The organism is Acinetobacter sp. 1566109, from assembly GCF_000582255.1.
In the GTDB taxonomy this organism is placed as follows: domain Bacteria; phylum Pseudomonadota; class Gammaproteobacteria; order Pseudomonadales; family Moraxellaceae; genus Acinetobacter; species Acinetobacter nosocomialis.
In genome coordinates, this window is sequence record NZ_JEYB01000007.1 from 1 (window position 1) to 12383 (window position 12383).

The following is a 12383-nucleotide window of genomic DNA, read 5'->3' on the forward strand; positions in this document are numbered from 1 at the left end:
AAGCACAAGTGATCTATCATCCGAACAGCAAACAAATCATAGGGCTAGATATATCGAATGGCAGTCAGCATGACATTAAATTGGCAAGAAGAACGGTTAAAAAATTCAAACATTGTAAATATGTTATGACCGATTTAGGGTACTACGGATTAGAGCAAGATGGCTTTAAATTATTGATGCCAATAAAGAAAAAGAAGAATTTACCCTTATTTGATGTTGAGAAAAAGTACAATAAAATGATTGGAAAAATACGAGTTGTGATCGAACATATTAATAGTCAATTGAAAACATTTAGAATATTAAGTGAACGCTATCGAAATAGACGGAAAAGATTCGGTTTACGCATTAACTTAATCGCTGCACTGGTAAATCGGATGAACTTGCAATAACGACTTTCGCAAGAGGTCTAATAAATTATAAAATAAATAAAAATTTAAATATACTTAATAAAAACACTTATTATAAAATAAAACTAAATAAAGTTTTTTTTAAAGCTGACCGCCTTACTTGTACGGCCAAGAATAATTATTAAGTAAAAATGCTCAGCTTCACTACAAAATTTCATTCTTCTTAAGAATTAATCTATTGATTCATAACATTTTTAAAAAAAAGTTGACTAAATTAGTCCTTTTTTCAACATTTTCTATTGTCATGCCCTTGTAATTTTTAAAATACACATCACTATAAAAAAAATGGCAACCTCGTTGTCACTCATTAGGAGTGCCCATGTCTGAACTTATTATGAATGAAAAAACTGACTTAGAGCCTCAGGTTCCAAGTGTATTACCACTATTAGCCTTACGTGATGTGGTGGTTTATCCACACATGCAAATTGCGCTATTCGTGGGTCGTGAAAAATCGATCAATGCAGTTGATGTGGCTCGTAACAGTGACAATTTAGTATTTGTAGTTGCGCAAAAAGATTCGCTTACAGAAGAAATTGATCACGACAATTTATACCAGTACGGTACAGTCGCTAAGATTGTACAAGTAGTTAATCATGAAAATGATGAAAACTGCATTAAAGTACTTATTGAAGGCTTGCATCGTTCTAAGCTCACAAAAATTATCGATGAAGATAGTTATTTGACTGCTGAACACGATTTAAGCCCAATGACTATTAATGTAGATAAGGCAACTCAAGAAACTCGTTTACAAGAGTTACGTAACCTATTTGCTCAATATGCAGAAGCAAAATTACGTAATGCACGTGAACTGGTAGCTGCTGCCAATAAAATCGAAGACTTATTGCAATTGATGTTCTTCGTAGCAACTCGTGTACCTCTAAATATTGAAATTAAACAGAAATTTTTAGAGTACGATGAGTTTGAAGCTCATTTGCAAGAGTTGATGAACTACTTGATGAATCAATCTGCTGAACAGCAAATTGAGCAAACTTTACATGACAGCGTAAAACGCCAAATGGAAAAGAACCAACGTGAATACTTTCTAAATGAAAAAATGAAAGTCATTCAACGTGAGCTTTCCGATATGAATGGCGGCGCTGAAGATGACGTTGCTGAAATTGAGAAACGTCTTGCTGAAGCTGATTTACCTGAACACGTACGTAAAAAAGCCGAAGCTGAGTTCCGCAAACTTAAAGCAATGCAGCCTGCATCTAGTGAAGCTGCTGTGGTACGTAACTATCTAGAAGTGATTTTAGATACGCCGTGGAACAAAGCAAGTAAAGTCAGTATTAACTTAAATAAAGCTCAAGAAATTCTTGATGCTGACCACTATGGTCTTGATGATGTTAAAGACCGTATTGTTGAATACTTAGCTGTTCAATCACGTGTGAAAAAACTCAAAGGTCCTATCCTTTGTTTAGTAGGTCCTCCTGGGGTTGGTAAAACTTCACTCGGTGAATCAGTAGCTAAAGCAACAGGTCGTGAATTTGTTCGCATGGCGCTTGGTGGCGTACGTGACGAAGCAGAAATTCGTGGACATCGTCGTACTTATATTGGTGCGATGCCAGGTAAAATTGTGCAGTCTTTAACAAAAGTTGGCGTGAAGAACCCATTGTTCTTACTCGACGAAATTGACAAGATGGCACAAGATTACCGTGGTGATCCAGCTTCTGCATTGCTTGAAGTACTTGATCCATCACAAAACAGTAAGTTCAACGATCATTATTTAGATCTTGATCTTGACCTTTCTGAAGTAATGTTTATTTGTACTGCGAACAGTATGAATATTCCAGAAGCATTACTTGACCGTATGGAAGTCATTCGTCTACCGGGTTATACCGAAGATGAAAAAGTAAACATTGCTGAACGTTACCTTGTTCCTAAAGCAATTAAGAACAATGGATTACGTCCAAAAGAGTTAACAATTCATGAAGAAGCGATTCGTGACATTGTTCAACGTTATACACGTGAAGCTGGTGTTCGTAGTTTAGAGCGTGAAGTTTCTAAGATTGCGCGTAAAGTGGTAAAAGAAGCCGTAAGTAAAAAATCTAAAAACTTACAGCTTGATGTTACCTCTGCCAATCTTCCTGAATACCTAGGTCCACATAAATTTGACTTTGGTATTGCTGAAGATGAAGCACAAGTAGGCCGTGTAAATGGCTTGGCATGGACTTCTGTAGGCGGCGAGTTACTTACTATTGAAGTTGCAGCTGTTAAAGGTAAAGGTAAATTTATTACAACCGGTTCACTCGGTGACGTAATGAAAGAATCAATTACCGCAGCAATGACTGTAGTACGTACACGTGCTGATGAACTTGGTATTGAAGCATCTCGTTTTGAAGAAACTGATGTACACGTTCACTTACCTGAAGGCGCAACTCCAAAAGATGGACCATCTGCTGGTTTGGCATTAACAACTGCACTTGTATCAGCATTTACAGGTATTGCGATTCGTCCAGACATCGCGATGACAGGTGAAACAAGTCTTGGTGGTCGTGCGATGCGTATCGGTGGCTTGAAAGAGAAACTTCTTGCTGCACATCGTGGTGGAATTAAGCTTGTCTTTATTCCTCAAGATAACGTTCGTGATTTGGCAGAGATCCCTGACAATGTGAAAGAAGGATTAGAAATCAAAGCTGTGAAAAGTATTGATGAGATCTTGCCTTTAGCATTAACTTCAATGCCAAAGCCTTTACCAAAAACACCGATTGTAAAACCGGTGGAAGGCTCAAAAGCAGCACGTCACTAATTAAAAAATAAAAAAGAGAGCTTCGGCTCTCTTTTTTTTGTTACATAATTTGATTTAAAAATATCCAACCATCCTCATAATAAGAAGTAAGAGTGATTAATTTTATTATTTACTCTTATCTATCTTATGTTACAGATAGCCTTGTTTTTATTCTCTATGATCATCTGAACTCCAGACAGATGATCATTTGATCGCAGTCCAACACTGTTTTTTGGACTGCGTTTTTTATGCTCACTTACTCCCCCGCAGTTATTGTCTCCTCAGGTATAATACGTCAGCTGTTTTGACTGAATAGACCACATGAAAATTCGTATTCTGACCATTGGTCAAAAAATGCCTGCTTGGGTACTTACTGGTTTTGAAGATTATTTCAAACGCATCCAACCTTTTGTTCAGACTCAAGTGATTGAACTTCCAATGGCAAAACGCGGCAAAAATGACTCAGAAGCAGATATTTTAAAATACTGCCAAATTGAAGGTGAAAGTATTTTAAATGCTTTAAAATCCAACGAGACACTTATTGCTTTAGAAGTTGGAGGACGCGAACTCAGTACAGAAAAACTAGCTGACACCATGAAACAATGGATGCTTGAAGGTAATGATGTTGCACTGGCTATTGGTGGCCCAGATGGCTTGTCTGATCAGGTACGTAAAGCTGCTGCCTGGCATTGGTCACTCTCAAAACTTACCATGCCTCATCCTTTAGTTCGTGTTTTATTAATCGAACAACTTTACCGAGCGATGTCTATTAATCATAATCATCCTTATCACCGTGCATAAAAAGAACAAACGTTTCATTTTAAGAACAATCCGTTGAAATCAGGATACTTTTAACATGTCCTGATTTTGGCATAATGACTATTATTCTGCTTTTCAACTCAGGTGTAATGAAATGGAACTACAAACCCTTCCCGGACTGTTTATTTCACATGGTTCACCCATGCTTGCACTTGATCCAGAACAAGTGGGTCCTGCCTTACATCGTCTTAGTGTGAATCTACCTAACCCAAAGGCAATCATCGTGATGTCTGCTCACTGGGAAAGTAAAGCACTTGAAGTAAGTAGTTCAACACGTCCAGAAACATGGCATGACTTCCGTGGTTTCCCACCAGAGTTGTATGAGATTCGCTATAGCGCACCAGGTCAACCAGAACTTGCCGAAGAAATCTTAAAGTTGTTGGCAGACGCTCATTTTGTTGCTCATGCCAATAGTACCCGCCCTCGCGACCACGGTGTATGGATGCCTCTTTTACATATGTATCCAGATGCAGACATTCCTGTTGTTGAGATTTCTTTACCAATGAGCTTAAGCGCACAAGAAATTTATAGAATTGGGCAAACACTTGGGCCTTTACGTGAAAAGCAAATTTTACTGATTGGTTCTGGAAGTATTACCCATAATCTTGCTGAATTGTCTTGGCAAGGTGATAGTTCAAAAGTTCCTGAATGGGCTTCAACGTTTAGAAATACTGTGGTTAATAAACTTTCACATCAAGATTACGATGGCGTGTTGGAATGGCAATCATTGCCTTATATAAAACGTAATCATCCAACTCTTGAACATTTTGCGCCGTTGTTTTTTGCAATGGGAACTGGCCATCGTTTTACGATTGTTCATAGCAGCTTCACAATGGGCTCTTTAGGTATGGATATATACCGTTTTGATTAATTTTTAGGAAATACCCCGTTTTTGCGGGGTATACCACTATTTTTATTAAAAATTCGAATAATTTACAAACTTATACATTTTAAAAACCGAAACAATCATATGTTTACATTTTATTTTTTTAAGAATGTTTTAAGCTTAGTGCTGTTGTTTTTTTACTTGAAGTTTTTTAAATGAAAATTAAATATTTAATTCTTGCGTTGTTACCTTTTTCTTTGATGGCGTGTCAAACAGTTTCAAATACTCAAGCTCCAATTGTATCTGAGCAACAACAAAATTTTGCAGCAACTTTAAGTGAATATGCTTGGACTTATCAAAATGTAAAAGCTTCTAAGCCACTTGTTCTTAATTTTAATGCAGATGGTAAATTAGCAATTAACACAGGTTGTAATGGTCAAGGTGGTACTTGGAAAGTTGAAGGCAACCAACTTGTAACCTCTCCTCTCGCATCGACAATGATGGCTTGCCAAGACGATTTAATGAAACAAGAACAATTGTCTAATAGCATCTTTAGTGAAGCAAAATTGCCAATCGAAATTAGTAATAGCAATGGTCAGGTAATCTTAAGCGTGACAGATAAAGCAGGTCAAAAGCATATTTTCCAAGGCGTAAAAGCAACTAATACTCAAGCTTTAACTGATTATTCATGGTCATACCAACCTGAAAATACTAAAAAGCCGATCGTTCTTAACTTCACAAACGACCGTTTGTCTATCGCAACAGGTTGTAACCGTCAAGGTACAACTTGGAAAGTTGAAAACAATACCATCGTAACTGCTGATGTCATGTCGACAATGATGGCGTGTGAACCTGCTTTAATGAAACAGGAACAATTCTCTAGCAGCCTGTTCCAAAAACGTGCGATTCCATTTGAACTTAATACGACAAATGCTGATCAACCAACATTAACAATCCTTGATGCTCAAGGTCAGAAATATACTTTCACAGGTAAAATGACACCTGAAGCAAAATACCAGTCTGAAGGTAAAACTGTTTTCCTTGAAGTAGCACCAGAAACTAAATCTTGTACGGGTGTTGCGCCACAAACTTGCTTGCAAGTTCGTGAAGTTAAATATGATGACAAAGGCGTAAAAACTTATGCCGACAAAAACTGGTCATTATATTATGGTCAAATCGAAGGTTTTGAACACAATCCAAACCAACGCGTAATCTTACGTGTAAAACGTTTTGAAGTGAAAAACCCAGCAGCTGATCAATCTAGCCAAGCAGATGTGTTAGATATGATTGTAGAGCAAGAAATGGTTAAAAAGCCTAAAAAATAATTTTTAGACTAAAAAAATCCGATGCAAAAGCATCGGATTTTTTATTTCTATATTTTAATAAATACCTTGTGCAAGCATAGCATCAGCAACTTTTACAAAGCCCGCAATATTGGCACCATCTACATAGTTCACAGTACCGTCTTCTTTTGTACCGTATCTTACACAATTGGCATGAATGTCTTTCATGATTGCATGTAAACGTTCATCGACTTCAGCATGTGTCCAGCCCAAGCGAATTGCATTTTGGGACATTTCTAAGCCAGAAGTTGCCACACCACCTGCATTAGATGCTTTACCAGGGGCATATAAAATCTTAGCTTCAATAAAATGCTCAACTGCCTCAAGTGTAGATGGCATGTTAGCGCCTTCAGCTACACAAATGACATTATTAGCAATAAGTGTTTTAGCATCTTCGCCTGTTAATTCATTTTGTGTAGCACATGGTAAAGCAATATCTACAGGAATATGCCAAGGGGTTTTACCTTCAAAATATTCAAAACCATGCTTAGAAGCAAACTCCGAAATACGCCCACGCTTAACGTTTTTCAGCTCCATGACCTCAGCCAGCAATTCATCTGTAAAGCCATTTTTTAGATAAACAGTACCGTTCGAGTCCGACAAGGTAACCACTTTTGCGCCCAAGAACATTGCCTTTTCCGCAGCATATTGAGCAACGTTACCAGAACCAGATACTGAAACAGTTTTACCAGCAAAAGATAGCCCACGTGTTTTTAGCATTTCTTCTGCAAAATAAACCGTACCATAACCTGTTGCTTCCGGGCGCATTAAGCTACCACCAAATGAAATTCCTTTACCAGTAAATACACATGCCGTGTCATTACTGAGCTTTTTCATCATGCCAGCCATGTAACCTACTTCACGCGCACCCACGCCAATATCTCCAGCTGGGATATCAGTATTGGGACCTAAATGACGGTAAAGCTCAATCATGAGTGCCTGACAGAATCTCATAATTTCAGCATCAGATTTACCTTTAGGGTCAAAATCTGAACCTCCTTTTCCTCCACCCATCGGCAAAGTAGTCAGTGAGTTTTTAAAAGTTTGCTCAAATCCTAAAAATTTTAAAATAGATAGGTTGACCGACGGATGGAAACGCATACCACCCTTGAATGGACCAATTGCTGAATTGTATTGAACACGGAAAGCACGGTTTACTTGAGTCTGCCCTTGATCATCCATCCATGAAACACGAAATTGAATCACACGCTCAGGTTCAACCAAACGCTCTAACAATCCCTGCTCTGCATATTCCGGATTTTTTTCAATGAATGGCCACAAACTTGTCATGACTTCTTCGACAGCTTGTAAAAACTCAGGTTGATGCGGATCACGCGCTTGCACGTAATTCAGGAATTCATTCAGGTTGTTATATTTCAATGCACGGTCCTCAGCATAGTAATGAATTAAATTGGTGCAATACATTTTAAAATGCATCATTTAGCAGCAAAATATTAAATCGCTTTCCATCATTTTTAACAATAGTTATTTTAAATTATTTTATTTTTCTTAATTATCATAAACTTATTTTTAGAAAAACTATCTAAAAATCAAAAATAGTCATTTATCTTTTCAGTTTTATTGATCTATTATTGTGCAATATTAGCTACATTTTAGGTCAATCAAAAAGCCAATAAATTCGTTAAAATCCATTGACCTTACTTAGGTTTTTCTTCATTATCGCATCGTTTTAAGCAAGCTATTTTCCTCTATGAATCCATCTATTTCTCTCATACGCGAGATTGATGCGTTATTACCACAAACGCAATGTGGTTTATGTGGACACCGTGACGGCTGTCTACCTTACGCAAAGTCCATTGCTGAAGGTGAAGAAGCAAATAAATGTGTTCCTGGTGGACAGCCAGTGGCCGATGCGCTCGCAAAATTATTAAATCGCTCATCGTTACCTGCTGAAACAAGTGTCTGGCCAGTACAAGCCGATGGACGCCCGCAACGCATGAAAGCGATTATTCGCGAAGACGAATGTATCGGATGTACAAAATGTATTAATGCTTGTCCTGTAGATGCCATTATTGGTAGTGGTAAGCTCATGCATACCATCTTGACTGATTTGTGTACAGGTTGTGAGTTATGTATTCCACCCTGCCCAGTTGACTGTATTGATCTGGTCGAAGACACTCAAGCTTTGCCGAACGAACAACAACGCATTGCAGAGCAAGATGATTTAAGACAACGTTACTACGCGCATATTCAACGCGAAGAAAAACGTCGTATACATCGTAAAGGGCCTGTTGTACGCGCTGAAATTGATACACAACTTTTTGCACAGTTTTCTCAAGCACTTGATGATTTACCTTCAATTCAAATCATTGAGAAGCCAAAAGAAGCGGTTGTAAATGATGCAAAAACTACGATTGAATTAGCTAAAATTCGCACACAAATTAAAAAGTTGGAAAAGCAGCTCAGTGTTCGAGAAGATGCAAAAAAACGTCTTCAACTTGATGAACTACATCAGCAACTCATTCAATTACAGGAGGTCTGAATGGCCGTCAAAAACATGACGAAAAAGCAGATTCAAATTTTCTTTGAACGCCTTCGTGAACAAAGACCTTCTCCAGAAACCGAATTAAAATATTCATCACCTTTTGAATTATTAATTGCCGTCATGTTATCGGCACAAGCAACCGATGTTAGCGTAAACAAAGCAACAGATAAGCTTTATCCTGTCGCCAATACTGCTGAAAAAATCTATAACTTAGGTGTAGACGGCTTAAAAGAATATATAAAGACCATCGGCCTTTATAACGCGAAAGCTGAAAATGTTATTAAAACCTGTAAGATTCTAATGGAGCAATTTAACGGCGAAGTTCCAAGTAATCGAAAAGACTTGGAAGCTTTACCAGGTGTAGGTCGTAAAACAGCCAATGTGGTTTTAAATACAGCATTCGGGCAACCCACTATGGCTGTCGACACACACATTTTCCGTGTGGGAAATCGTACTGGCTTAGCAGTAGGTAAAAATGTTCTTGAAGTTGAACACCGTTTAGTTAAGGTAATTCCAAAAGAATTTATTATAGATGCACACCACTGGCTGATATTACACGGCCGTTATTGCTGTATCGCTCGTAAACCGAAATGTTTCGAGTGTGTTGTTGCTGATGTATGTAACTGGCCAGACCGCTTTGAATTTGGCGCCACAAAAGTAATTCCAACAAAAAACCTCAGTTAATCCTGAGGTTTTTTAAGCTGCTGCAATTTGGGATGTAGTTGACGTTCTCGTCCGTTCTTTTTATTTTCCAAAGCTTGTTGTTTCTGCACATGACGCAACATTTTTTGACTTTGATATAGTAAAAATAACAATAGTGCCAGACTCAGCAATACCACTAAAATCAAAATGATTTTCATATCGTTCTCCCGCACTCAATGAAAGAAAAGAGCCCTCATAAAGAGGGCTCTTTATCACAAATAATATTAAATTATTTGTCTAAGATGTTGAACAAATCTTTTTGTACATCTTCAATAGTGCGCAAGCCATCAAGCTTGTCATAAGTTGGCGCATTTTCACCAGAAGCAGCACGGCCTTGATAGAAACCAACTAATTGCTCTGTTTCAGTATGATAAGACGCTAGACGCTTACGGATGGTTTCTTCTTGGTCATCTGGACGTTGAACAAGATCTTCACCAGTTTCGTCATCTTTACCTTCCACTTTAGGTGGATTGTATACAGTGTGGTAAACACGGCCAGAAGCTGGGTGCTGACGGCGACCAGAGAGACGTTTTACGATTTCTTCGTCAGGTACATCAATTTCAATCACGTGATCGATGCTGATGCCTTCTTTTTCCAATGCTTCTGCTTGAGGAATCGTGCGTGGGAAGCCGTCAAAAATACAACCATTCACGCAGTCCGGTTGAGCAATACGTTCTTTTACTAAACCAATAATGAGTTCATCTGAAACTAAACCGCCAGATTCCATTACACTTTTAGCTTTTAAACCTAATTCAGTACCTTCACGAATTGCAGCACGGAGCATATCACCGGTTGAAATTTGTGGGATATTGTAGCGCTTACAGATCAACTGAGCCTGAGTACCTTTGCCTGCCCCAGGTGGTCCGAGTAAGATAATGCGCATAAAAAACATCCTCATTTAAAACAATGAATGTGAGGTCTGGCAGATTTAATTTCGTTGATCCTGATAGATCCTGCCCGACTTCGAATTATAAGAAAGCCACAAACAAATGTATTGTACCAGCAATAAATCCGGTTACCCCACCTAGTACAATAAGAATCCACTCGTCCTCTTGGAATGCTGGACGTAACAAATTCTGAAACTCTTTTGGTGTCAGTTCACGAATACGCTCTTTAAACATTTGAAAAATCTTCTGTGCCCGGCTTGCATTCAGTGCAGGGTCACATACGGGTCCCATCGTAATTTCAATTGAACGATCAATCAAGTCCGTCTTTAATCTTGCGTACTCTCTTGGGCCCAAAGAAAGCTGTAAAGATGTACGAACAAGTGGAGTTTCCATAATTTCGTTAATATGACGTTTAACAATACGACGTGTTTTGTCCTTGCGTGAACCGTACATCATTTCTGTCATAATCGATTTTAACGTAATTAGGTCTTCTGTCACTACACTAGAAAAGACTTCAGAGACTTCTTCTTGACGCTTCATGAAAGCACCTTGGAAATTATAGGTACCGATTCGTAAAACAGGCACAATCCAAGGGAACTTGCGATCTTTGGTTAATCTAAATATTTGCGGATAACGAACGTAATGTGGCTCAATTGGGTTAAATACCATCCAGATTGCAATCCAGTTGGTTAAAAAGCCCCAAATAGATGCCCAAAATGGTACCGTCCAATGCCAAGGTACAACAAACCAGACAACCATCTGAAAAATACCGAAGAACATCCCGATTAGAGCACTAATATGCCAAATAAAGTTGATTTCTTTTTGCCCAACTTTTAAAAACATACGTACCATTAAACGGCGGTCACCTTCCATTTGGCTCACCACCATTTCACGCATATCAACCAATGACTCGACATTCATGGTCAGTTCAGTCACTAATTCTCTTAGCACACCTGGTAACTGCTTATGTGCTTGAGCATAAATACGGCGTTTAATCGAATAAGGTAAATTTTCCCAAAGCACTGCATTACGATCGATCATCACTTCATCAATCAAATGCTCAAGTTCAAATCCGACTTGTTCACCAATAATACGTGCCATGTCTTCAGGGTCCATTGCCTCTAAAAACTCACGCAAAGAACCTAACTTAGATAGAGTATTATCGGTAATAATTCCTGAGATACGTCCTGCTTTACGTGGCACAATACCTTGCCAGCCGACTGGTAAAGGACCTAAATGGAATCCCCAAAACTTGATTGGGTAAAACACCATTTTTAAAGCCATCCACACATGTGCCCATGTGACAAAGGCAGTGACCGGAATGATACTCAAAACGGCCCAAAAATCAGGTCTGTGTAAAAAGGTCTGCCACAATCCGCTGACGTACTCTAACATGTAAGACTCTCGTATTTATTTGTGCTCTGCTTATGGCGAGTTAACGATAAGCTGCTTTGTTTTATAAACCAAAACTTAGAGAATAAGAAAATTGTATTTGCGGTTTTGTATTGGCAGCAACGGCTCCATTTTGATCAGTTAATTTTTCAGCTGCTCCAATACCCACACTAAAGGTACTAATCCTTTCTGAATTCAACAATACATATGCCAAATCGACGCCAGCACCTAAACGAGATTTATAATCTCCGTCTACAGATTTGCTATCAAGATGTCCAGCATAAAAGCCAATATAGTAACCATTCTTATCAGTTCCGGTAAGGTAGTAAGGATAGCGAAATCCGACTTGTCCACCGGCAGTTTTATCACCATTTAAAAATGCACCAACTTTTGCATAAGCAATCCCATAAGGATTTACCCACTCACCATTGAGATGTAACAATTTTTGAGTAAAACCTGCGCCTACATTCCAAGTCGCTGCTTTATGATCTGCTAAATTTGCTTCTGGAAGAAATGAATAATCTTGAGCATGAGCCCAACTACTTACTGTCAAAACTGCAAGTAAGGGATAAATTTTTCTCATTATTTTCTCCATTTTCCCTAATCGTATGGTGAGAACAACCCTATTCTATTGAATGAGAGACTTTAACAGAATTATTTTGCTTCTTATATACAAGACTCTACAATTTTGTTGTCTACAAAGTCAAAAAAGCCAATTTGTTTCTTCACTGAAACTTTGAAAATTATGCAATATTTTAACTGCGCTTGCGTTA

At 38.3% G+C, this 12383-nt stretch carries 11 protein-coding genes and 1 pseudogene; 7 read left to right on the top strand and 5 right to left on the bottom strand.

The window, feature by feature from the left end; genetic code table 11:
* The 5 genes and pseudogenes from J582_RS0104485 to J582_RS08940 form a co-directional block, all read left to right on the top strand.
* Positions 1–389 (top strand): annotated as a pseudogene (locus J582_RS0104485) (IS5-like element ISAba27 family transposase); the annotation flags it as partial.
* Between the two features lie 337 nt (positions 390–726).
* Complete coding sequence (lon, locus tag J582_RS08925; protein ID WP_004710036.1) at positions 727–3156, top strand: endopeptidase La; 2430 nt, start codon at positions 727–729, stop codon at positions 3154–3156.
* Positions 3157–3456: 300 nt separating this feature from the next.
* Positions 3457–3936 (top strand): 23S rRNA (pseudouridine(1915)-N(3))-methyltransferase RlmH, encoded by a 480-nt coding sequence (rlmH, locus tag J582_RS08930; RefSeq protein ID WP_031997135.1) that lies wholly within the window; start codon positions 3457–3459, stop codon positions 3934–3936.
* A 112-nt stretch (positions 3937–4048) separates the two neighbouring features.
* The gene (locus J582_RS08935; RefSeq protein WP_031997137.1) at positions 4049–4825 is read left to right on the top strand and encodes a dioxygenase; all 777 of its coding nucleotides are present in this window, start codon (positions 4049–4051) and stop codon (positions 4823–4825) included.
* 170 nt (positions 4826–4995) lie between these two features.
* Entirely contained in the window at positions 4996–6105 is a 1110-nt protein-coding gene (locus tag J582_RS08940; protein ID WP_031997139.1) for an META and DUF4377 domain-containing protein, read from the top strand.
* Between the two features lie 54 nt (positions 6106–6159).
* Here J582_RS08940 and gdhA read toward each other — a convergent pair whose 3' ends face one another.
* Positions 6160–7563, bottom strand: coding sequence for an NADP-specific glutamate dehydrogenase (gdhA, locus tag J582_RS08945; RefSeq protein ID WP_079378112.1), 1404 nt, complete (start codon positions 7561–7563; stop codon positions 6160–6162).
* A gap of 271 nt (positions 7564–7834) precedes the next feature.
* Between gdhA and J582_RS08950 the strand changes: the two genes are divergently transcribed.
* Together J582_RS08950 and nth are read left to right on the top strand one after the other, a co-directional pair.
* Complete coding sequence (locus tag J582_RS08950; RefSeq protein WP_022575028.1) at positions 7835–8626, top strand: RnfABCDGE type electron transport complex subunit B; 792 nt, start codon at positions 7835–7837, stop codon at positions 8624–8626.
* A complete protein-coding gene (gene nth, locus J582_RS08955; RefSeq protein ID WP_022575029.1) occupies positions 8627–9313 on the top strand; it encodes an endonuclease III in 687 nt (228 codons plus the stop codon). It begins immediately after the preceding gene.
* Here nth and J582_RS08960 read toward each other — a convergent pair.
* From J582_RS08960 to J582_RS08975, 4 genes are all read right to left on the bottom strand, one after another.
* Positions 9310–9489 (bottom strand): hypothetical protein, encoded by a 180-nt coding sequence (locus J582_RS08960; protein WP_002054380.1) that lies wholly within the window; start codon positions 9487–9489, stop codon positions 9310–9312. The two genes, nth and J582_RS08960, sit on opposite strands and share 4 nt — an antisense overlap.
* 71 nt (positions 9490–9560) lie before the next feature.
* Entirely contained in the window at positions 9561–10214 is a 654-nt protein-coding gene (gene adk / locus J582_RS08965; protein ID WP_002054405.1) for an adenylate kinase, read from the bottom strand.
* An 85-nt stretch (positions 10215–10299) separates the two neighbouring features.
* The gene (locus J582_RS08970; RefSeq protein WP_004710044.1) at positions 10300–11613 is read right to left on the bottom strand and encodes a membrane protein; all 1314 of its coding nucleotides are present in this window, start codon (positions 11611–11613) and stop codon (positions 10300–10302) included.
* A 61-nt stretch (positions 11614–11674) separates the two neighbouring features.
* On the bottom strand, positions 11675–12193 hold the full coding sequence (locus tag J582_RS08975; RefSeq protein ID WP_031997151.1) for a hypothetical protein: 519 nt from the start codon (positions 12191–12193) through the stop codon (positions 11675–11677).
* Positions 12194–12383 lie beyond the last annotated feature (190 nt).

Excerpts from the sequence above, each read along its gene's own strand:
- J582_RS08950 (WP_022575028.1), top strand. The coding sequence starts at position 7,835 with ATGAATCCATCTATTTCTCTCATACGCGAGATTGATGCGTTATTACCA.
- J582_RS08960 (WP_002054380.1), bottom strand. The coding sequence starts at position 9,489 with ATGAAAATCATTTTGATTTTAGTGGTATTGCTGAGTCTGGCACTATTG.
- lon (WP_004710036.1), top strand. The coding sequence starts at position 727 with ATGTCTGAACTTATTATGAATGAAAAAACTGACTTAGAGCCTCAGGTT.
- nth (WP_022575029.1), top strand. The coding sequence starts at position 8,627 with ATGGCCGTCAAAAACATGACGAAAAAGCAGATTCAAATTTTCTTTGAA.
- J582_RS08970 (WP_004710044.1), bottom strand. The coding sequence starts at position 11,613 with ATGTTAGAGTACGTCAGCGGATTGTGGCAGACCTTTTTACACAGACCT.
- rlmH (WP_031997135.1), top strand. The coding sequence starts at position 3,457 with ATGAAAATTCGTATTCTGACCATTGGTCAAAAAATGCCTGCTTGGGTA.
- J582_RS08940 (WP_031997139.1), top strand. The coding sequence starts at position 4,996 with ATGAAAATTAAATATTTAATTCTTGCGTTGTTACCTTTTTCTTTGATG.
- J582_RS08935 (WP_031997137.1), top strand. The coding sequence starts at position 4,049 with ATGGAACTACAAACCCTTCCCGGACTGTTTATTTCACATGGTTCACCC.
- J582_RS08975 (WP_031997151.1), bottom strand. The coding sequence starts at position 12,193 with ATGAGAAAAATTTATCCCTTACTTGCAGTTTTGACAGTAAGTAGTTGG.
- gdhA (WP_079378112.1), bottom strand. The coding sequence starts at position 7,563 with ATGATGCATTTTAAAATGTATTGCACCAATTTAATTCATTACTATGCT.
- adk (WP_002054405.1), bottom strand. The coding sequence starts at position 10,214 with ATGCGCATTATCTTACTCGGACCACCTGGGGCAGGCAAAGGTACTCAG.